Source organism: Nocardia sp. NPDC058499, from assembly GCF_042719915.1.
Taxonomy (GTDB): domain Bacteria; phylum Actinomycetota; class Actinomycetes; order Mycobacteriales; family Mycobacteriaceae; genus Nocardia.
The window spans coordinates 57,029-77,725 of sequence record NZ_JBHXMZ010000009.1 but is presented as its reverse complement, the minus strand read 5'-3'; the positions used below and the strand labels follow the sequence as shown (position 1 = coordinate 77,725).

The 20,697-nt window shown below is 66.9% G+C and carries 21 protein-coding genes and 1 pseudogene; 6 read left to right on the top strand and 16 right to left on the bottom strand.

Going from position 1 to position 20,697, the window contains the following annotated elements; translation table 11 throughout:
* Window positions 1-146: 146 nt before the first annotated feature.
* The gene (locus tag ACFWPH_RS25150) at window positions 147-1,859 is read right to left on the bottom strand and encodes a 3-ketosteroid-delta-1-dehydrogenase (RefSeq protein ID WP_378754566.1); all 1,713 of its coding nucleotides are present in this window, start codon (window positions 1,857-1,859) and stop codon (window positions 147-149) included.
* Between the two features lie 223 nt (window positions 1,860-2,082).
* Between ACFWPH_RS25150 and ACFWPH_RS25145 the strand changes: the two genes are divergently transcribed.
* A complete protein-coding gene (locus ACFWPH_RS25145) occupies window positions 2,083-2,862 on the top strand; it encodes an IclR family transcriptional regulator (protein WP_378754565.1) in 780 nt (259 codons plus the stop codon).
* Window positions 2,863-2,879: 17 nt separating this feature from the next.
* On the opposite strand, the gene ACFWPH_RS25140 is transcribed toward ACFWPH_RS25145, so the two are convergent.
* Window positions 2,880-3,548 carry a helix-turn-helix transcriptional regulator gene (locus tag ACFWPH_RS25140; protein WP_378754564.1) on the bottom strand — a complete coding sequence of 223 codons (669 nt, stop codon included), beginning with the start codon at window positions 3,546-3,548 and terminating at the stop codon, window positions 2,880-2,882.
* A gap of 91 nt (window positions 3,549-3,639) precedes the next feature.
* Here ACFWPH_RS25140 and ACFWPH_RS25135 point away from each other — a divergent pair, with 91 nt between their 5' ends.
* Together ACFWPH_RS25135 and ACFWPH_RS25130 are read left to right on the top strand one after the other, a co-directional pair.
* Window positions 3,640-3,987 (top strand): hypothetical protein, encoded by a 348-nt coding sequence (locus ACFWPH_RS25135; RefSeq protein WP_378754563.1) that lies wholly within the window; start codon window positions 3,640-3,642, stop codon window positions 3,985-3,987.
* Window positions 3,980-4,645, top strand: coding sequence for a Dabb family protein (locus ACFWPH_RS25130; RefSeq protein ID WP_378754562.1), 666 nt, complete (start codon window positions 3,980-3,982; stop codon window positions 4,643-4,645). The genes ACFWPH_RS25135 and ACFWPH_RS25130 overlap by 8 nt, the downstream gene beginning before the upstream one ends.
* Window positions 4,646-4,676: 31 nt before the next feature.
* Here ACFWPH_RS25130 and ACFWPH_RS25125 read toward each other — a convergent pair whose 3' ends face one another.
* The 5 genes from ACFWPH_RS25125 to ACFWPH_RS25105 all read right to left on the bottom strand — a co-directional run bounded on the left by ACFWPH_RS25125 (window position 4,677) and on the right by ACFWPH_RS25105 (window position 10,655).
* The gene (locus ACFWPH_RS25125) at window positions 4,677-5,543 is read right to left on the bottom strand and encodes an alpha/beta fold hydrolase (RefSeq protein WP_378754561.1); all 867 of its coding nucleotides are present in this window, start codon (window positions 5,541-5,543) and stop codon (window positions 4,677-4,679) included.
* 68 nt (window positions 5,544-5,611) lie between these two features.
* Window positions 5,612-6,559 carry an alpha/beta hydrolase gene (locus ACFWPH_RS25120; protein ID WP_378754799.1) on the bottom strand — a complete coding sequence of 316 codons (948 nt, stop codon included), beginning with the start codon at window positions 6,557-6,559 and terminating at the stop codon, window positions 5,612-5,614.
* Between the two features lie 71 nt (window positions 6,560-6,630).
* On the bottom strand, window positions 6,631-8,256 hold the full coding sequence (locus tag ACFWPH_RS25115) for a flavin-containing monooxygenase (RefSeq protein ID WP_378754560.1): 1,626 nt from the start codon (window positions 8,254-8,256) through the stop codon (window positions 6,631-6,633).
* A 243-nt stretch (window positions 8,257-8,499) separates the two neighbouring features.
* Window positions 8,500-9,441, bottom strand: a complete 942-nt coding sequence (locus tag ACFWPH_RS25110) for a VOC family protein (protein WP_378754559.1) — start codon at window positions 9,439-9,441, stop codon at window positions 8,500-8,502.
* Window positions 9,442-9,470: 29 nt separating this feature from the next.
* On the bottom strand, window positions 9,471-10,655 hold the full coding sequence (locus tag ACFWPH_RS25105; RefSeq protein WP_378754558.1) for an acyl-CoA dehydrogenase family protein: 1,185 nt from the start codon (window positions 10,653-10,655) through the stop codon (window positions 9,471-9,473).
* Between the two features lie 382 nt (window positions 10,656-11,037).
* Here ACFWPH_RS25105 and ACFWPH_RS25100 point away from each other — a divergent pair, with 382 nt between their 5' ends.
* The gene (locus ACFWPH_RS25100; protein WP_378754557.1) at window positions 11,038-11,256 is read left to right on the top strand and encodes a hypothetical protein; all 219 of its coding nucleotides are present in this window, start codon (window positions 11,038-11,040) and stop codon (window positions 11,254-11,256) included.
* A 29-nt stretch (window positions 11,257-11,285) separates the two neighbouring features.
* Here the strand turns inward: ACFWPH_RS25100 and ACFWPH_RS25095 are convergent, their stop codons facing one another.
* Window positions 11,286-12,608, bottom strand: a complete 1,323-nt coding sequence (locus tag ACFWPH_RS25095) for a DUF2236 domain-containing protein (protein WP_378754556.1) — start codon at window positions 12,606-12,608, stop codon at window positions 11,286-11,288.
* A gap of 90 nt (window positions 12,609-12,698) precedes the next feature.
* Here ACFWPH_RS25095 and ACFWPH_RS25090 point away from each other — a divergent pair, with 90 nt between their 5' ends.
* Window positions 12,699-13,277, top strand: a complete 579-nt coding sequence (locus ACFWPH_RS25090; protein WP_378754798.1) for a TetR/AcrR family transcriptional regulator — start codon at window positions 12,699-12,701, stop codon at window positions 13,275-13,277.
* Between the two features lie 115 nt (window positions 13,278-13,392).
* Here ACFWPH_RS25090 and ACFWPH_RS25085 read toward each other — a convergent pair whose 3' ends face one another.
* The 3 genes from ACFWPH_RS25085 to ACFWPH_RS25075 form a co-directional block, all read right to left on the bottom strand.
* Window positions 13,393-14,229: a mycofactocin-coupled SDR family oxidoreductase gene (locus ACFWPH_RS25085; protein WP_378754555.1), complete on the bottom strand. Its 837-nt coding sequence runs from the start codon at window positions 14,227-14,229 to the stop codon at window positions 13,393-13,395.
* Window positions 14,230-14,420: 191 nt separating this feature from the next.
* Window positions 14,421-14,894, bottom strand: coding sequence for a nuclear transport factor 2 family protein (locus ACFWPH_RS25080; RefSeq protein WP_378754554.1), 474 nt, complete (start codon window positions 14,892-14,894; stop codon window positions 14,421-14,423).
* A gap of 222 nt (window positions 14,895-15,116) precedes the next feature.
* Window positions 15,117-16,610: an MFS transporter gene (locus tag ACFWPH_RS25075; RefSeq protein ID WP_378754553.1), complete on the bottom strand. Its 1,494-nt coding sequence runs from the start codon at window positions 16,608-16,610 to the stop codon at window positions 15,117-15,119.
* A 449-nt stretch (window positions 16,611-17,059) separates the two neighbouring features.
* On the opposite strand from ACFWPH_RS25075, the pseudogene ACFWPH_RS25070 reads away from it, so the two are divergent.
* Window positions 17,060-17,197 (top strand): annotated as a pseudogene (locus tag ACFWPH_RS25070) (alpha/beta hydrolase fold domain-containing protein); the annotation flags it as partial.
* Between the two features lie 203 nt (window positions 17,198-17,400).
* Here the strand turns inward: ACFWPH_RS25070 and ACFWPH_RS25065 are convergent.
* The 5 genes from ACFWPH_RS25065 to ACFWPH_RS25045 form a co-directional block, all read right to left on the bottom strand.
* The gene (locus tag ACFWPH_RS25065; RefSeq protein ID WP_378754552.1) at window positions 17,401-17,568 is read right to left on the bottom strand and encodes a hypothetical protein; all 168 of its coding nucleotides are present in this window, start codon (window positions 17,566-17,568) and stop codon (window positions 17,401-17,403) included.
* A gap of 200 nt (window positions 17,569-17,768) precedes the next feature.
* Entirely contained in the window at window positions 17,769-18,245 is a 477-nt protein-coding gene (locus tag ACFWPH_RS25060; RefSeq protein WP_378754551.1) for a nuclear transport factor 2 family protein, read from the bottom strand.
* Window positions 18,246-18,301: 56 nt separating this feature from the next.
* Entirely contained in the window at window positions 18,302-19,045 is a 744-nt protein-coding gene (locus ACFWPH_RS25055) for an SDR family NAD(P)-dependent oxidoreductase (RefSeq protein WP_378754550.1), read from the bottom strand.
* A gap of 55 nt (window positions 19,046-19,100) precedes the next feature.
* Window positions 19,101-19,889: an SDR family NAD(P)-dependent oxidoreductase gene (locus ACFWPH_RS25050; RefSeq protein ID WP_378754797.1), complete on the bottom strand. Its 789-nt coding sequence runs from the start codon at window positions 19,887-19,889 to the stop codon at window positions 19,101-19,103.
* Window positions 19,890-20,072: 183 nt separating this feature from the next.
* Window positions 20,073-20,603 carry a VOC family protein gene (locus tag ACFWPH_RS25045; protein WP_378754549.1) on the bottom strand — a complete coding sequence of 177 codons (531 nt, stop codon included), beginning with the start codon at window positions 20,601-20,603 and terminating at the stop codon, window positions 20,073-20,075.
* Between the last annotated feature and the right edge of the window lie 94 nt (window positions 20,604-20,697).

Below are 20,697 nucleotides of genomic sequence, written 5' to 3'. Positions count from 1 at the left end.
GAAGCAGAACGCGCCAGAGGCCCGGCTGCCCACGCAGTGCGTGGGCCGTCCCGAGAGCCGGGCTACGCGGCCTTCCGGGCCGGCGGACGACTCGCGCAACCGGCGGCTTCAGCGGGCGCTCGACCGGCACTCGATGTGCGCGGTTCCTACTCGCCGGACGCGGGAGCCACAGATTCGGTGACGCCGCTCGCGGCGGCGTGCCGGGCGGCAATGAGGCCGTACACGAGACCCTGTCCGATCGTGGCGCCGGCACCGGGGTAGGTCGCACCGAAGGCGTTTCCGGCGGTGTTGCCGATGGCGTACAGGCCTTCGATGAGACTACCGTCCTCCCGGCGGACCCGGGCGTGCTCGTCCGCGACGACGCCGCCGCAGGTGCCGAGGTCGCTGAGAACCATCTTCACCGCGTAGTAGGGCGCTGTGCCCAGGGCGGCCAGATTCGGGTTCGGACTGATCGTGGGATCACCGTAGTAGCGGTCGTAAGCGCTTGCGCCACGCTGGAAATCGGGGTCCGTACCCGTCTCGGCGTAACCGTTGAACTGGTTGAAGGTGCCGGTGAACGCGTCCACCGGTACGCCCATGGCCCGGGCCAGCGCTGCCGGGTCGTCGGCGCGGTGCGCGATGCCCGCCTCGTACCACGAATTCGGGATCGGCTGCCGGGGGAAGATACCCCCGGCCATGATGTAGCTGTTGCGATAGCGCTGGTCGAAGACCAGCCACATCTCGGTGATCGGGTCGCCGTCCCGTTCGCGGGCGAGTACCTGCTGCCCGTAGGTCATGTAGTCGGTGGATTCGTTGATGAAGCGCCGGCCGGTCTGGTCGACCACGAACGAACCCGGCAGGGATCGTTCCGCGAGCATTACGGCGGGTGCGCCACCGGGGAGGGGCGCGTAAGCGGGGAACCACCAGGCCTGGTCCATGGAGACTGTGCCGGCGCCGAGTTCCTGCGCCGCTTCGATGGCGTCCCCGGTGTTCCCTTCGGCACCGAGACTGGCGTGCGGGATCAGCGCCGAGGACTGGTACTTGTGCCGGGCAGCGATATCGTGGTCGAAACCGCCCGCCGCCAGCACGACGCCGCGGCGCGCCCGCACGGTGACCTCGCGTTCGCCCTGCCGCAGCACGGCGCCCGAGACCCGGCCCTCGTCGTGCACCAGGCGCACCAGGCTCGTCTCGGTCCACACCGGCACACCCGCACGTAGCACACCCGCGAACAGGCCCGCCGCGAGTGCCTGCCCGCCGGCCAGATACTCCCGTCCGATGAGCATGCCGCCGATACCGAGCGCCGCCCGCCGCATGATGCGCGGCAGGGCCTTCGCCGGCTTCCGGGCGACCAGGTTCATCCATTTGTAGTCCGCGCCCGTCACAGGCATGGGCATCGAGGCTTTCATCACGCCCGGCCGCAGTCTGGGCCGTTGCGGGCCCAGCAACGAGGCGTTGAACGGACGGCATTCACAGGTCCGGCCTTCGGCGCGACCGCCCGGTTTCTCGGGGTGGTAGTCGGAATAGCCTTCGGCCCAGAAGAACCGCATCGGTGTCGTCCGCTCCAGCATCGCGACGGTTTCGGCGCCGTGGTCGAGGAAGGCGGTGCCGCGTTCGGCGGGGGCCGATTCGCCGACGACGGCGCTCAGATACGTTCCGGCTTCCCGCACTCCCTGCTCGCGCGGCTCCGGCAGGACCGAACTTCCCGGAATCCAGAAGGCGCCACCCGAACGCGCGGTCGAACCGCCGACGTAGGCCGTCTTCTCGGCGATCACCACCGACAGCCCCAGTTCGTGTGCGGCGAGGGCGGCCGACATTCCGGTGCCCGAACCGATGACGAGCAGATCGACGATCGTGTCGTGGGCGGGTACGAGCGGGGGCATTTTCTTCACCATCTGGTCCGGGCTCCACATTCAGATCGGGACGACAAGTGGAGGTAAAGGTAAGCCGCCCGAGCCGGTGTCCCCGCCCATGTGTCCATTGAGCGGGAACCAACTCTGACCTCCTTCTTCGTGATCTGCTTCACATACCACGGGGTCTATGGCACTATTTCTAATAGAAATAGCCATGTCAGAGCGATGGCGCAGGTAGGCAAGGGAGCCAAGCATGACGATCACCACCCAGGAGACGCAGACCGGAACGGCCGCCGCCCCCAGCGCCATCCTCGACCGCATCTCACTCGTACTGGACGCCTTCGACGGCCGCGAGACCCTCGGGTTGGCGGAGGTCGTCCTCCGCACCGGCCTGCCCCGCTCCTCCGCCCACCGGATGCTGGATCGGCTCGTCCAATTGCGCTGGCTGCGGCGCGAAGGCCGCCGCTACAGCCTCGGGATCCGATTGGTCGAGCTCGGCTCGCTCGCAGTGCACCAGGATCGGGTCCACGCCGCCTCCGGCGAACACCTGCACCACCTCTACCGGGCCACCGGCATGGTGGTGCACCTGGCGGTCCTCGACGGCAGCGATATCGTCTACCTCGACAAGATCGGTGGCCGGCTCGCCGCGCACGTGCCGACCAGGGTGGGCGGACGCTTGCCGGCGTCGCAGACTGCGCTCGGCAAGGCACTGCTGGCCTTCGACGGCGGCAACGGAGCGGACGACGCCCGCATCCGCGATCTCGGTTACGCCGTCGAACGCCACAGCGCACTGCCCGGGTTCGGATGTATCGCCGCACCGATCGGGCCGATCGGCGAGGCGACCACCGCGGTGTCCATCTGCGGGCCGCTGACCGAGATGACCTTCGACAGCCGGATGATCAGGCCCGTCCAGCTGGCCGCGCACGCCATCTGGCGCAGTGTCTGCGCCGGAGTGCGGGTCACGCCTACTCTGCAGCGCCGCAACATCTTGCGTTCCCTGCCCACCGCCCCGCGCGTCCGCGCCGAGGGCTGACCGGCCGCGCGCGGTCGTCACGAATCGTCGGTGGAATCCTCACCGGCCGTGCGCCACCTACCCGGCTGCCGCGGGATCGGCATACCGTTGTCTTCGCGCACCGCCGCTTCGCGATACCACACGGCCGCCTCGTCGATTTCGGCCAGCAACTGTTCGGCCAGTTCGATCTCCGCCGCGAAATACCGTTGCGACCACCGCAGACTCATCTGCGTGAAGGCCCAGCCGGGCTCCGGTTCGGCGTGATCGGCATGCAGTTGCGCCTGCTGGGCACGCTCCCGCAGGTTCTCGATATGGCGGCGGACGATCTCTTTCAGCCGCTCGGGATCGTGCAGATGCCCCAGGTAAAGGCGAAGCATCACACCATGTTTGAGCACCGGCATATCGATCTCGGAATCTCGCGACCAGTTCCGCAGGGCACGCAACCCGGTATCGGTGATCCCGTAGAGCCGCCGGCCGCGCATCCCCTCGTCGGCGACCACCCGGGAGCGCACCAGCGCGAGATCCTCGAGCTTTTCCAGTGCACCGTAGACCTGGCTCACCGAGGGGCTCCAATAGAAGAAGCCGATACTCCAATCCGCCCATTTCTTCAGGTCGTTGCCGGTCAGTTCCTCACCGAAGGACAACATGCCCAGAACAGCCCAGCTGGTCGCGGGCAGGTTGGGGTAGGAATCGGGGTCGGCGGCCATGATCGTGCAGCCTACAAGCATCGCCGGGTGAGACTCCCGGCCACCGGGAAGCACCGGCAGCGGCCCAGACGGCAGCGCTTACGTTCGAACGATGGACGACCGCACCATCTACATCATCGATCGGATCGTGCTCACGCCCGGCAGCGCACGCACCTTCATCGACGCGTATCTCAGCGGTTACGCGCCGCAGGCACGCGCACGGGGGCTGACGCTCGATCGGATCCTGGTGAGTCCACCGGCCTGGATCGACGGTGAGACCAACACCGTCACCGCCACCTGGACGGTGCCCGGCCCGAAAGCCTGGTGGGCGGCGGCGGTCGGCGCCCGGCACGACCCCGAACCGGCCCGATGGTGGGATTCGATGGCGCCGGTGATCGTCGAACGAACCCGGTCCATGGCGAGCCGCACCGAGGATGTGGAAGGACTGTGCGATGTATGAGGTGACATTTCTGCTACACCTGGCCGATCCCGCGGACGCCATGACCACGGAGATGACGGTCAAACGGATCACCGCAGGAGCGGAAGCCGCGGGCGTCCGGCGCCCACTGGTCGCCCGGACGCTGCCCGGTGTGCGTAACGGTGGCGATCTCCTCGCCCATTTCCGGTTCGCGTCGAAATCCGACTGGTTATCGCACCGCGATCTCGTCGACGAGGCCATGGCGTGCTCGGCGATCGAACATATCGACTCCGCCGAGTATCCGGCCGGCCACGCCGACGATCGATACGGCCGCCGCGCGGACGCGCACCCGTCGACGGTCTACCGCACCCTGCTCCTGCGCGTGGACGACGACGCCGCGCCGGCGGAGATCGCACGGTTCGAGCATGCGACCCTGGAGATGCCCCGCCATATCCCGGCGATCCGGGCATGGCAGTTGAGCCGCGTCGACCGTGCCACAGGCACCTCGCAGTGGACGCATGTCTGGGAGCAGGAATTCGCCGATCTCGACGGCCTGCTCGGTCCCTATATGAACCATCCCGTGCATTGGGCGCTCGTAGATCAGTGGTTCGATCCGGAGAGCCCGAACCAGATCGTCAAAGACCGTATCTGCCACAGCTTCTGCGCGATCACGGCGCCGGTGATCGACCCGGCGCCGTAATCCGCGTCTACAGTCGCGAACGATACGTGCGTCAGCGGCGCAGGAACGCCAGAACGGTAGCTTCCCAGGCTTCTTTCTGTTCGATCATCACCCAGTGCCCGCAGTTGGGGAAGATATGCACCTCTCCGTTGCGGAGGGTGCGCATCGGGAGCAAGGCCATATCGACGGGACTGACCCGGTCGTCGCGGCCCCAGGTGACCAGGGTCGGTACCGCGAGCCCGCCCAGTTTCGCCCAGTTCGGTGTGCTGTCCACACTGCGCGCGGCCGCGGCCATCCGGGCCAGCGCCGCGCTGCTGTACATGCGGCGCGAATTCTCCAGCGTTCCCGGATCGGTGGCCTGCTGCCACCGCTGTTCGATCAGTTCCTCGGTCACCAGCGACTGATCGAACACCATCGAACGCAGCCACGCCACGAGAGCCTCACGGGTGGGATTGTCGACGAACTCGCTGAGCCGGATGATCCCCTCCCCGGGCTGCGGGCTGAGCACCGGCGTACCGATACCGCCGATGGTCACCAGCCGCTCGACCCGGTCGGGGGCGGCGAGCGCAAAATCGGTCGCCACGAAACCACCCATCGAGTTACCGATGATGCGGACCCGGTCGAGCCCGAGCCCGTCGAGAAACGCGGTGACCGCCTGCTGAGCGGACATCATCGGATGCACCGCGCCGAAATCGTCGCTGACACCGAAACCGGGGAGCTCCAGGACCAGCGTCCGATAGTGCTCGGCGAAGGTGGCGAAGTTACCGCCGAAGTTACGCCACCCGGTGACGCCGGGACCGGACCCGTGCAGCAGGAGCAGGGGCGGGCCGTCGCCGGCCTCGCGGTAACGCAGGACGCCGTGCTCGGTCGGGAGTTCCCGCAATTCGGGAACGGTTCGGGTATCGACTGGGGTACTCATGGGTACCGAGCCTGCCACCGGTACCGGGAGTCGCCGGTGCATACTCCCGGTGAGCGGCACAGCGTGTCCTATGTAGCCGACGCGGCGAGCACGTCCCGCATCATCTGCCACAGCTTCTCCCGGGCCGGCGCGGTGAGCGACAACGACGGGAAGGTCAGGAAACCGTGGAACAACCCGTCGAACCGGTGCGCCGTCACCGGGACCCCGGCGTCCGCGAGCCGGCGGGCATAGTCGTCCCCGGCCGCGCAGGGCGGATCGAGTTCGGCGGTCACCACTACCGCCCGGGGCAGGCGTGCCAGCGATTCGGCGCGGGTCGGTACCAGGTACGGACTGTCGGTTCCGTGCGGGGCGTACTGCTGCCAGTACCAGCGCATCGCCTCGGTGGTGTTGTAGTAGTTCTCGCCGTAGAGCCGGTAGGACTCGGTGCCGAAATCGTCGTCGATCACCGGGTAGAGCAGGATCTGCGCCGCGATCGCCGGGCCACCGCGGTCGCGAGCGGCCAGGCTCACCGTCGCCGCCAGATTGCCGCCGGCACTGTCCCCGGCGACTGCCAGGCGGCCGGGGTCGCCGCCGAACTCGGCGGCGTGTCCGGCGGCCCAGCGCACCGCGGCATACATATCCTCCAGCGCCGCCGGTCCGGGATGCTCGGGCGCCCGCCGGTAGTCGACCGAGACGACCACGGCGTCGACCGCTTCGGCCATCGACCGGCAGAATTCGTCGTGGCTGTCGAGATCGCAGAAAACGAACCCGCCGCCGTGGGCGAAGACCACCACCGGTCGCACGCCGGTTCCGCCGTGCGGCACGTAGATACGTAGGGCCAGCTCGCCGCCCGGGCCGTCGATGATGCGGTCCTCGGCGATCCGCATCTGCGGCTCACGCGCCAACGGCGCCCGGCGCGAGGAGATGATCTCGCGTAGTTCCGCCGCCGTGTGCTGGGTGACATCCGGAAACGATTCCAGCGCCGTCAGCATCGCCTCGACATCCGGATGCAGATCCGACCTTCGCTGTCCGCCCATCTCGACCACGTCCTCACTTTTTCGTCGTAGGAAATAAGACGCGCTCGCGCCGCGGTATTCGTGCGCGGCGCTCAACTACCCGCTGCCGCGGCCCGGCCGTCGAGCGCGAAACCCTTGTATCCGGCCGCCGCCACCTCGGCGCAGAGGGTGTTGTAATTGCCGAAACCGCCGATATAAGGCATGAATACGCGCGGTTTGCCGGGAATATTCGAGCCCAGGTACCAGGAATTCGCCGTCGGGAAAAGCGTTCCCGCGGCCTTGGCGTTGCATTCGGCCACCCATTCGCCGGCCGCTTCCCGGGTCGCCTCGATGGTGGCTATCTCGTGGGAATCCAGATGATCCAGGCATTCGGCGATCCAGTCGACGTGCTGTTCCGCCATCAGCACCATATTCGCGAGCACACTGGGGCTGCCGGGACCGGAGATGATGAACATATTCGGGAAACCGTCGACGGCCAGCCCGAGATAGGTCCGCGGCCCCGCCGACCACTCCGCGGTCAGTTCCCGTCCGTCCCGGCCGCGGATATCGATCCGCGACAGCGAACCGGTCATGGCGTCGAATCCGGTCGCGAAGATGAGAATGTCCAGATCGTAGGACTTTTCGCCGGTCCGGACACCCGACTCGGTGATCTCGGTGATCGGCGTCCGCCGCAGGTTGACCAGAGTGACATTGTCACGGTTGAAGGTCTGGAAGTAACCCGTATCGGTGACGATCCGTTTGGTACCGATGGGGTGATCGGTGGGGATCAACTGATCGGCGATCTCGGGATCCTCCACCATGTCCCGGATCTTCGCCTCGACGTATTCGCGCGCGGTGTCGTTGGCTGCCTTGCTCACCATCTGGTCCGGGAACGCCTTGGTGAACAGGTATCCACCGCGCTGCCACCATTCGTCGTAGATCCGGGTCCGTTCGGCCTCGTCGACCTCCAGCGCCCCCTTGGGATGCGGGCTGTTCGGTGTGCCACCGCCGCTGATCCGGGACAATCGGCGCCGCTCCGCATAATTGGCTTTCACCTCGGCGAGCACATCCTCGGTCAACCGCCGGTTACCGGCCGGGATCGAGTAGTTGGGGCTGCGCTGGAAAACGACGACCTGATCGGCTTCTTCCGCGATGATCGGTATCGACTGGATACCGGAGGAGCCGGTCCCGATCACGCCCACGCGCTTACCGGTGAAATCGACCGGCTCGTGCGGCCATTCACCGGTGTGGTAATTCTCCCCCGCGAAGAGGTCCCGGCCGGGAATATCCGGTTTGTTCGTCGCCGACAGTACGCCCGTCGCCAGAATGCAGAATCGGGCGGTCACGGTTTTCCCGGTATCGGTGGTGACAGTCCACCGGCCGGCCGCTTCATCGTAGACGGCCGAGGTCACCCGGGTCAGGAAATCGTAGGCCGAGCGCAGATCGTGGCGATCGGCGACATGGTCGAGATAGCGCAGGATCTCCTCCTGGGTGGCGAACCGCTCGGTCCAGGTCCACTCCTGCTGCAATTCTTCGTCGAACGAATACGAGTAGTCGATACTCTCGACATCGCACCGCGCCCCGGGGTACCGATTGTGATACCAGGTACCCCCCACTCCCTCGGCGGATTCGAAACCGTGTACACGCATACCGCGCCGACGGAACTTGTACACCGCGTACAGGCCGGAGATCCCGGCACCGACGACGACGGCATCGAAATCGCTGTCCTGGCTTGTCACAACATTCACTTCCTCGCTGAGGTACCTGAGTTCGAAGTCAAACTAAGGTCCCTGTGGCGCGAGTCGAGCGCTTGTTCCCACCCAGCGGTCCCCCATTTCGATTCCCATCGTGCGCGCGGTCACCGAGGTGTGCACCGGCCCGTACCTCGGCCAGGAGAACGCCACGGATATAGATGTGCGCCGGGCCGGGCGCAATGCACCCGGCCCGGCGCTACCACCGAGGTTGTCGCGAGATCGGGCCGACTACCCCTCGCCGGCTTCCGCGGCCGCCGCGGCTTGCTGCGCTTCCTTCATCTCCCGTGCCCACAGCCATTCGTGACCCCAATAGCTGTCGGCGGTGATCTCCTCGGCCGTGTAATAGGCCTCGTCGACCGGCTCGCCGCCGTATCCGTACTCGATATCCCAGCCGCCGGGTACCCGCACGTAGAAGGAGATCATCTTGTCGTTCGTATGCCGGCCCAGCGTCGAGGACACCGGGAAATCGCGGGCCATCACCTGGTCGTAGGCACGGCCGACCGCGTCGAGCTCGTCCACCTCGACCATGACGTGGATCAGTCCCGGATCACGCCCCTCCATACTGGGCATGATCGCCAGGCTGTGATGCCGGCGGTTGACACCCATGAACCGGATCCGCAGCGGACCCGCTTCCGGCGGTGCCGGCATCCGGAAAGCTCCGCGGGACAGGAAACCCAGTGTCTCGGTGTAGAAGGCGAACGATTCGTCGAAATTGGTCGTCGGCATCACCACATGGCCCAGGCCCTGCTCGCCGGTGACAAACCTCTGGCCGTACTTGGTGATCACCGGACTGTGCTCGAGCACGGGCCCGTAGAAGAACTCCAGCGGCGTGCCGCCGGGATCCTTCATACAGATACCGGCCTCGACCTTGCGCCGATCGGCCAGTTCCTGCGACATCGGCGTATACGCGCAACCCGCCTCGTCCAACGTGGCGATCAGCCGGCGCAGCGCGGGCGCGTCCCGGACCTCCCAGCCGACCGCGGTCACCCGGTCGACGTCACCGCGCTCGACGGTGATACGCGAGGCGCGCTCGTCCATGCGGAAGTGCAGGGCATCGGTTTCGTCACCGAAACCCGGCGCGAATCCCAATACCTCGAACCCGAGTTCGCGCCAGCGATCCATATCCGTGGCCTGAACCCGTACATAACCGAGCGCTTTGATTTCCGTCATCGTGTCTCCGTAATCCTTTCCGGGGCCGGTCAGATCATCACCCGCAGTGGCCCCTCGGGGACCTCCACACCGAGCGACGCCATGGCCGCCGCGTGATAGGTGGTGCTGGTGACATGGATGGCGTGGTGCAGGCCCGCGTGCGCGTCGCGCCAGAAGCGCTGGAGTGCGTTGTCCATCCGCAGCGCGTTACCGCCGGCCCGGTCGAAGATTTCGTCGGCGGCACGGACCGCCCGCCACGCGGCGCGGATCTGATCGCGGCGCACCGCGGCGCGTGTTTCGAAATCGATCTCCTCGCCGCGGTCGACCTTGTCCCAGATGCGGTCGACATTGGCCAGCAGTTGCTGGCGGGCCCCATCGATTTCCGACGCCGATTCACCGAGCGCATGCAGGACGTACGGATCGTCCTTGACCAGCGTGCCGGTCGCGCCGACCCGGTTGCGCTGATAGTCGACACCGGCCGCGAGCACACCTTCGCAGATACCGATGGTCGCCGAAGTGATACCCAGCGGGAACATGGTGGACCAGGGCATCTTGTACAGGGTTTCGGTGACCCCGTACTCCTTGGCCGCAGTCCCGTCGATCACCTTGTCCGACTCCATCACCCGATATTCCGGGATGAAGGCGTCCTTCACGACGATGTCCTTGCTGCCCGTACCGCGCAGACCGACCACATCCCAGGAATCCGCCACGATCTCGTAATCGGAACGGGGCAGGATCACGTGCAGGCTCTTCGGCGGCATCAGCGGTGCGCCGTCGGCGCCGCCCACCATCGCGCCGAGGAAGATCCAGTCGCAGTGGTCGGTGCCGGAGGAGAACTGCCAGCGGCCGTTCATGACATAGCCGCCGTCGGTCGGCACGGCGATACCCGCCGGCATATACGGCGAGGCCTGCCAGGTATCGGTGTCGGCGCCGAGAATTTCCTCCTGCACCTTCGGGTCGGCAAAAGCGAGCTGCCACGGATGCACACCGACGATGCCGCCGACCCAGCCGGCCGAACCGTAGATGCTCGCGGTCTTCATCACGGTTTCGGCGAACTCGCGCGGATGGGCTTCGTAGCCGTTGTACTTCTTGCGCTGCAGCAGCCGGATGAGCCCGGCATCCTTCAGGCCTTTGGCCATATCGTCGGGCAAGCGGCCGAGGGATTCGCCTTCGTCGGCGCCGGCGCGGATCTCGTCGGCGATGGCGACGATTTTGTCGAGTACTTCGTAGGACATCGGAGCTCCTGGTCCGGGTAATGGAAATAGTGGGGGTGAGTTGGTCAGGACGACACGGCTCGCCCGGAACACGGCGAGATCGATGCCGAACGCGGCGATCTCATTCGGGTGGCCGTCGCAGAAGTCACGGGCCGGACCGAGGCAGCGCCACCCCTCGCACGTCACGTGCAGGCGGCGCACCGGTGTCGACGACACGGACTCGAGCGCCGGTGCCTGTCGTGGGGCTCACGATACCTCCTGGTCAAGTGATTGCGACCGCGGAACTCGTCGCAGTGGGTCCACCTTCGCAGCCGGTGGCGCCGCGTGATACGAATCTCCTGCTCAGTGGGATCCTTTTCCTGGCGGCCTCGATTCGCGGTACAGAGGCGGGTCGACTCGTGGCGTGACCGGCACGAGGCCATTCGATGTCACCGACTACGTCGCCGCCGGCCGGGCCGCCGAGACCGAACTCGGTGCGAACCCGGGTCACTACGGTCACCAGATCGCCGCCACGATCACCAGCAGCGGTAGACCGACAGCGATCACGAACCCGGCGACGGCCGGGGCGCTCACAGCTTCGACGGTAATGGGTCCGGACCGACCGGGCCGCGCCGCAACATGAACATCCCCGAGCAATGTGGGGCGGCAGTATCAGCCCAGGACGGGGGTGTAGGTGCGGGCGTCGCTGACGAACTCGGGTTTGCCGTAGGTGGCCAACCGGCGCTCGATCAGTTTCACGAGGTAGCGGTCGACGGCGGGGGCGAGTAGCGGGATGCGCGCGGCGCGGTCCACGAGCAGGAGGCGGCCGAGGAGGAAGGGGGCGGCTACCGCGATCCGGGTGAAATCGGCCGGGCCGAGCGTGACTCCCAATCCGCGGCCGACGCGCAGGCTGCCGCGGCAGAACGCCAGGACGAAACCGGCCTTGCTGTAACTCTTCTCGACCGCGTCGGCCATCCGGTCGAATCGGGATTCGTGCGGGCGGAGGTAGGCGGCCATCGTCGAACGGATCAGTTCGCCGCAGGTGGCGTCGTCGAAGCCGTCACGGAGGAGGGCGGCGCGGGCGTGGAATACGTGGATGATCTCGGCGGGCGTGGTCGGCAGCAGTTCCTCGGGCAGCCCGAGGAGGAAGCATCGGTACCGGCTGAATTCCACTTGGGCGCGTTCCCCGGCAGTGAATTCTTTGCGTCCTTGCCGGCGCACGCGGACGGCGAGGAGGTAGAGGTCGATCATTCCGGCCGGCATCTGGTCGACCTGCGGCACCGGCACCCCGTAGATATCGGTATCCCAGTGCTCGGATCGTTTCAGCGCGTTGTACCGGACCATCGAATGCATCAGCCGCACCATGGCCGCCGCTTCGAAGCCCGGGCCGTAGCGGTCGAGCGCACCGGGCAAGGTGGTGACGGCGAAGAACGACGCCGTTTCGTTGACGCGCCGGGCCGCGCGGCGGCCGGACAGCGCACCGGTGAGCGCCATCGGCAGCGCCGCATAGGTGTTGGTGAAAGTGGCGATGAAGGCACCCCTGGTCACGAAGGGGGCGAGCAGGGCGGCCGGGGTGCGTGCCGCCTTCGCCCCTTGCCGGACCAGTTCCGGGTCGAGCCAGGCGGGTGTCGCTTCCATTGCGGAGAGGAAGGCGACCAGCTCCGGTGGGGCCTTGGGGACGGCGTCGAGGCCTTCTCGGCAGGCTCGGTGGACCATCCCGATCAGGCTGGTGACGCTGTGCTCGGCGGACAGGGCGGCGTACGGGTCGGCGACGACATCGCCGAGCATCGTGGCCGTGGACAGCAGCTCGACGACGCGGTCGTCGGCCAGGATCGTATCCCGGTCGGCGACGCCGCGCGGCAGGGACGACGGCTCGCCGGGCGCGGTCGCCAAGCGGTAGGGCTGTTTGCCGAAGTCGAGGTCACCGTAGAGGCCGGGCTGTAGCTCGCCCTGACTGCGCACACGCTGCGCAAGTTCCGGGTAGTACGTAGGCATCGCGCCCTCCAAGTAACTAACACTGTGTGAGTTAATACTCACGGACTGTTAGTTAAGCTGTCAAGCATGACTTCGCAGCAGCGACGGCGAATGCCCGCCGAGGCACGGCGCGAGCAGATCCTCGACCTCACACAGGCGATCGTCGACGCCGAGGGCTTTCATGCCGCGACTCCTCACCGCATCGCGGAGGCGGCCGGTGTCAATCGTTCGTTGCTGTATCAGCTGTTCGGCGATCTCTCGGGCCTGTTCGTCGCTTTGATCGACCGCGAAGCCGGTCGCGCTGCTTCCCAATTCGCCGATGCTGTTTCCACCAGCGGCGACGATGGCACGGAAAGCAATCCCGCCCTGCGCGCCTTCGACAGCCTCCTGCACGCCGTCGACGCCCGCCCCGCAACCTGGCGGCTGTTCCTGTTTCCACCACAAGGCGCTCCCCCGGCACTCTACGAACGGCTCGCGCAGTCCGAGGCGGTGGTCCGCGAGTTCTTCGTCCAGCAACTCCTGCGGTTCACTCCCGGCCTCGAGGACCCGGAGTACACGGCGCGAGTGCTCCACGCGGCGGGACGCGAACTGCTGCAACTCCGGCTCAGCGAACCCGGGTCGGCCTCACACGATCGCTTGCGCGCCTTGGTGCGCCGACTCAATTCCGAACTGTTGCAGCGGATTCGATAACCGTTCGCGGGACAACGCCACGTGCCCCGGACAGCCTGCGACCGCCGTGGGTGTCAGGACCCCGGCGGTGGCCGTAGAAACTACCGGCCCGGACCGCCGGCGGCCGTAAATCGGCTCAGGCGGTGACGCGGGCCGCAGCTCCCGCATCGACCGGCATCACGGTGCCGGTGATATGCGCGCTCGCCTCATCGGCCAGATACAGCACCGCCCGGGTCACCTCGAACGGATCGAGGAACGGCACCGGCTGGGCGTGCAGCGTCGAGAAGATCGGTTCGGCATCGGCAAGAGTCGGAGATTCCAGGTCCGGCCGCATCTTCCGATACAGGGTCTCGTTCTGCGCCATAGGAGTTGCGATATTCCCCGGCGCCACCACGTTTGCCGTCACACCGTGCGGAGCAAGATCGAGCGCCACGCTCTTCGTCATCCCGATAACCCCCCATTTCGACGCACAGTAGGCTGCCTGCCCCGGCGCCGCGCCACGACCGAGCATCGAACTGATGGTGATGATCCGCCCATAGCCCCGCGAGATCATGCCGGGTGCAACAGCGGCGACAGTATTGAACACACCTGTCAGGTTCGTCCCGATCACCTCGGCCCAATGGCCGTCGAACGCCTCCTGGATGGGTGCACCCGCCGACACACCGGCGTTGGCGATCGCGATATCGATTCCGCCGAATTCCGACTCGGCCCGGACCACCAGCGCCTGCAGGGCTGCCTGGTCTGCGGTGTCGGCCTGCTCGGCGATACAGCGCCGGCCCGTCGCTTCGACCAGCGCCTTGGTCTCCGCGAGTTCGTCCTTGCGTCCCATCGCATAAACGACCGCCGGCACGTCCTCGCAACGGTCGCAGATCACCACATCGGCGCCACGTTCGGCCAGTGCGACGGCATGCGCTCGGCCCTGACCTCGTGCGGCACCGGTGACCAACGCGACACGGCCCGTGAAATCGTTCATAACTTCCTCCTGATACACCCGGCCGGGGCCGGAACTGCCGGCTGCCGCCGCGGCAGCGCCGCCTCATGGTCGTTTCATTTCAAAGAATTCCGGAGGTCACACGTCTACCACGACCGCAGCCGGCGTAATGGACTGATTCCGCACGGTGGGATCACCGGCTGCTCCGGCCGCGGCCGTACCGGCAGCGGGCGTTATCGGGAGCCACCACCGAGAACCGCGTGACGGTCCCCCAACTCGATATCGATCACGAAAGTTCGTTCGGCAATCCGCCATCCTTGCTCCGTCCGGGTCAGCCGGTCCCGATACACGCCGACACATTCGTAGGTGAGGTTCGAGTTCTCGCCGGCACCGATATGCAATACCCGGGCCTTGCAGATCGAGGTCGCAGTATCACCGTCGATATCGATGACGTGGTTACCGAGCAGGTGCTGGGAGGGGCCGCACCGATCCAGGAAGGACCGGATCATCGCCACGATCTCCGGGCGGCCACGCACCGCGGGCGCCGCGGCGGCGCCGTAGCGGGCCACGGCGTCCGGTGCGAATACCTCGTCGAGCCGGGCCCAGTCCCGGTCGTCGAGAGCGTAGGTATATCGGTTCACCGTATCGGTGATGACGTCACGGTCGGATTTTATCGGTCCACGGGGCGAGGATTCGGACGAAGTCACCCCCGGATCGTAGGCAGCGAACAGCACGCGTTCCGGCCGCTGATCCCGGTGATCGGGACCTACCGCAGTAACCGGGGCGCGGCGTGGACTCCGCCACTCCGCGACGACAACCCGAGGCACGACGCCGCCCCGCCCCCGGCCGGAGACCGCCGGTCCGGCGATCTCCGGCCGTCGACGCCGCTACCGGGGAGCCCTGGTAGCGGCGGGCCGACCTGCCTCGGGTCAAGCGTATGCGGCCGATTCCGCGGCACCCTCCTCACCGGTCACGCTGTCGCCGGCCGTCTTCGGCTCCTGCTGCGGCCTGCCGATGAACAAGCAGATGGCGGCCACGATCAGCGAGCAGACGATGAACCAGCCCACCGCCACATTGAACGACGACAACGCGGGGGATGCGGTCCCGGGAACCGTCCACATCGAGAGCATGACCGATACGATCGCCACCCCCACCGCCGAGAACGCCTGCCGGGCAGTGCTCAGGATGCCCGTGGTGACACTGGTGACGTTGTCGGGCACGGATTCGATCACGATCTTCGGGTAGCCGGTGAAGGCGAAAGCAGTCGCGACCGCCGCGACGGCGAAAACACCCATCATCACCGGTAGCGATTTATGGCCCACCAGAATCATCAGGTTGGCAACGGCGAACAGCGCACCGCCGATGAGGAAGGCCGTCCGGCCGCCCCACCGGCCGGCGACAGCGCCCGCGAGCGGCGAAGCGCCGAAACCGAACAGCGCCGCGATACCGGCCACCAGGCCGGTGACCGTCGCCGACATCCCGAGACCGACCGGTAGCGAGGTCGGCGACTGCAGAATCATCGGAGTCACGATCTGCACGGCACCGGCGGGGCCGAGCGCGAGCACCGACAATGCGATCAGGTTGAGCGTCATACGTTTGCTCGCGAACACCCGGAAATCGACCAGGGGTTCGCTGCGGCCCAACTCCCAGAAGGTCCATACCGCCAGGATGGCGAGGCCGGCGACGATCAGCCCGATAACGGCCGGGCTGGTCCACCCCCATGCCGGACCCTGCGTGATGCCGTACAGCAGGGCGATCAGGCCGGGCGTCATCAGAATCGCGCCCACATAGTCGAAGCGGGGCAATTCCGACCGGGTATGCGCTCCCGGCAGTACCACCGCCGCCACGGCGGAAGCCACGATGGCCAGGACCGCGGCGAGAACGAAGATCATATGCCAGTCGGCGATATCGAGCAGGACACCGGCGATCAGGGAGCCCCCCGAACCGGCCAGCAGGGCCGCGCCACTGATGAATCCGACCGCGATCGACACCTTCTCGGCCGGAAGGGCCTCACGTGCCAGGCCGTAGCAGAGGGGCAGGATCGCACCCGAAACTCCCTGCACACCCCGCCCGATGATGATCGCCGCCATCGAGTCACCGAAAACGCTGATCACCGAGCCGAGCACCGAGACCAGCATGATGACGATGAGAACCTTTTTGCGGCCGTACATATCACCGAGCCGGCCGCCGACCAGGGCTGTCGCCGCCGCGACGAGCATGTAGGCGGTCACCGCCCAACCCGTCGTGGAGGCCGGCGCCCCGAAGATTTCACTGAACCGCGGCAACGCGATGAAGATCGTGCCGGCTTCGAAGGCACTGACGCATTCGGCGAGGATCAGCGCCGTGATGATCAGCGCCGGGGATCTGTACCCCGGCATGCCTGCGAGGCTTCCGGTGGTGAGCCGGGATGAGGGATCGGACATCGAACGTCCTCCTGAGACGAGATGGGCCCGGGGTTCCGGTCGCCGGATCACTCGGTCGGCACCCGTGGATCTACGACATTCCGCGGCGTGGTCGAGGGATTCGGCAGCAGAACCCCGCGGGCCTACGGCACCGCGGACACTGCACCAGCGCCGGCACCGGAGCGGGTAGCGGACCAGATGAGCGGTTGTTCGTGACCCAGGTCACGACGGCTGGCACAACGGACGATAAAGGGTGCCCGAAATGTCGACTGTCACCTTTCCGCTGAGCGAGACCGAACAGGGTCGGCGGCGTACGCGGGCGGCATCACCTCCGACAGAACAGCGACAGCCGGACAACGGCTTGATGCGACCCATGGGACTGCGGCGACAACCCCCGGCCGAGACGCCGCCGATGGCCGAAATCGGCCGAGCCGCGGGCCCGGCAGACCGCGGCGGCCGCCGGTGCGACGGTGATAGGCGTCGACTATCGGCCGGCGCCGGAATGGGGAGCGCCGGGACAGGTCGAGGAATCGTATGCCGCAACGGTATGGGTCGCCGCCTACGCCGAATCGTTGCGCATCGATGCCGGCCGGCCGGCGATACTCCGTGACAGCGCGGGCGGTGGTCTCGCGGCCGTCGTAGCCCGGCCGGCGAGAGACCGTGGTGCCCGGCCTTTTCTGTCAGGTGCTCAGTCGCGGATCGGGTCCCCCTCCGCGAGGACCACGATGGCCTGGGGAAGGCCGGACAGATCCTCGGCGTAGCCCGGAACGCGGCAGAAATCCTGCGGTCCGGTCGCGGCGGAATCCACAGGTCAGTGCAGGAACACGATGATGTCCTCGCGGAGCAGCATCGGGGGAGTCGGACGTTGCGACGATCCAGGGCGCGCCCATATCGCGTTCCAGCACATATGCGGGCAGTAGCCGTTGAGCACATTCAGTGCACCGGCGCAGTCGCCGGCACGGGTGCTGTGGCCAGGCACGGTGGCGCAACTCCGCACGTCCAGTGTTCGACGGTGACCATAACGTGCGCAGTCCATCACGTCCTCGACGGGACGAAAAGCTCCGGCCGGCCCGGCGATAGGTCAGCACAGCGCATATATCCGCCTGCGCTCCGGGACACCGGAACGAAGGCCGCACGCACACAATATTCGTCGCCGAACCCACCGCCGGGCACGTGTCCCTATGTCCGTCCGGCCACCAGATCGCGCGCTTCGGCGGAACCGTTCAACGGCCGGGTCACCCGGCTGGTAACGCACCAGCCGTCCTCGGTGCGGCGCAACTGGATCCGATGGACACCGGCGCGCCAGATGTAGAACTTGCCGTCCTCGTGCCGCACCAGAACCGATTCGCAGATCGCGGCGGCCTCGTCGCCCTCGATACGTTCGATATGGGGCGGGCCGAAGAAGTGGGCGCTGCCGCCGGTGATGATGTCCTGGTGGGCGTCGGACAGAACCATCGCCCGCACCTCGGCACGCCCGGCCATCCGCCAGTGCTCGACGTCGTATACACCGTCCTCGGCCCACAGCGCGGCCACGGCATCGGCTTCCCCGGCGTCGACCAGCGGGCCGTACGCGGTGAGTTTCCGGATGATGGCCAGCTCGTCCTCGAGCCGTTGTACCCGCGTCACCAGTCCGGCGAGTGTCTCTTCGACGCTCATATTCCAACCTCTCGTCATACCGAATCGCCGCAACGCAATCCGGTTGCCGCGCATCGCTACCGCAGCTTTATCGTTCCGCCGTCGACCATGAGCGTCTGACCGGTGATGTAGTCGGCGTCCGCGCTGGCCAGGAATACCGCCACCCGCCCGATATCCTGTTGCGGATCGCCGAAACGGCGCAGCGGCACACGCTTCAGCATGACGTCCTCGACACCCGGATTCGCCTCGAGATACGCGTGCACCCCTTCGGTGAGGGCCAGCGGCGAAATGACGTTCACCGTGATGTTGTCGGCCGCCCATTCGTTGGCCGCCACCCGGCTGACCGCGCGGATCGCTTCCTTCGCCGCGGCATAGGAGGCCTGTGTGACCTGCCCGTCGATACCGGCGCCCGAGGCGAAATTGATCACCGACCCCGCGGTCGCCCGTAGATGCGGGTACGCGGCCTGCATCAACCGCACCGTCGGGTAGAACCCGGTGCCGAACGACAGGTCGAACATCTCCTGCGTCGTTTCGACCAGCGGCGCCTGCCGCGAGGCGTGCGCGTTGTTGACGAGAATATGCAGGGCGCCGAAAGCCTCTATTGCTGCCGCACAGATCTTTTCGGCGCTGCCTTCCTGCGCGATATCGATATCGACGTACTTTGCCCGGCCGTCGAGCTCCCCCTCCAGCGCCCGTCCCGCGGCGGCGTCGATATCGGCGAATACGACCGATGCGCCCTCATCGGCGAACGCGCGGACGATGCCGCGTCCGATCCCACCGGCACCACCGGTGACTATCGCGACTCTTCCGTCGAGTCTCACGTATGTTCCTTCCGTCCCGGTTCCACGATTCGTCCGAACAGCTTCGATACCACTGTCATTCGGTCGGCGGCGGCAGCAGCTTCTTCGCCGACGCCCGCGCTTCGAGCAGCAATTCGGCCCGGTTGTGCCCGCTGTTCTTCTCGGCGACGGCCTCGAACTGCTTCACCACCACGACGGGTCCGTTGGCGAGATTCGCCAGCCCCTGCGCCGCGACATCGCGGGGTTCGGAGACCAACAGGCCGGGCCGGTTCATTTTGAGACCCGCCCGGTCCATGGCCGGCGTGCGGGTGAGCCCCAGCACGAGTTCCAGCACATCGACGTCGTGGTCCTGCATCTCCAGCCACAGCCCTTCGGCGAAGATACGGCCGAACGATTTGACCGCCGAGTACACACTGATCTGGGCCGATCCCAGATAGCCGCTGAGCGAACCCACCAGCAGGATTCCGCCGCGGCGTCGTTCCTTCATGGGTGCACCGAAATGCCGCACCAGTTTCAGCTGTGCGGTGATGTTCAGATCGATAACAGCCTGGAAGCGTTCGAGGTCGCCGGTCACGAATTCGTGACCGTAGGTGTTGGCGCCCGCGTTGTAGATGAACAAACCGACGACGAGATCGTCGGTGGCCTCCCGGATATGGTCGAAAGCGTCCGCGGCGCACAGATCGACCGATAGCGTACGAACCTCGGCGCCATGCGCACGACAGGCCTCGGCAGTCGCCTCCAGCGGTTCCGGTTTACGGGCCAGCAGTACCAGGTTCATCCCCTGCTCGGCGAGCTGGACCGCGAATTCGGCACCGACGCCTTCGGAGCCGCCCGCGATGACGGCCCACGGCCCGTACTTCTGCATATCCACGTGTTTCACTCCTCGTTCCGAGCCGATGCCGGGCTGGTATGTCGCCGATCCGGGTCGGCGAATCCCGGCAGAACCGTTCCCGAGGCTAGAGTCGGCGCCCGGATCACCGGCGCCGACTCCCACTCAATGGATCCGCCGCAGGACGCGGAGTGGAGCGCGGTGGTGGGAGCGCCCGGCTCAGCGCTGAGCGGAGCGCATCGCCGCGACCCGGGCCCAGACCGCCGGGTCGGTGCGGGGACCGCCCGGAGTATCCGCGCCGTAGCGCTCGATCTCGGCCGCGAGGTCCAACGGTGCGGTCATCGAGGCACCGCGGAGGGATTCCTCGACGTGTTCGTCGGGCACGAGCCAGCACACCTCGAACTCGATACCGTCGGGGTCGCGGCCGTAGAGCGCCTTGGTCGACCCGTGATCACCCGCACCGGTCGATGCCCCGGCGCCGGCCAGCCGCTGCAGGTACGCCGAGAGCTCGGCCAGCGTGCCGACCTCCCATGCCACGTGATAGAGCCCGACCGACCCGGGGGCCGGGACGGCCGCGCCCCGGGCCTCGAACAACCCCAGATCGTGGTCGTTGGCCGAACCCGGGTGCCGCAGGAACGCGCCCCCGGGAAACCCACCGGGCAGCCGTTCGAACCCGAGCACCTGCTCGTAGAAGTCGAGGCTGCGCGTGAGGTCCGAGACGTACAGGACGATATGGTTGATTCCGCGCATATCCGGTGGACCTCCTCGGCCGTCGGTTTCGTCCGCCCGGCCGCGCCCAGCGGTGACGGACCCATCGCCCACCATCATGCTCCACTCGCCGGTC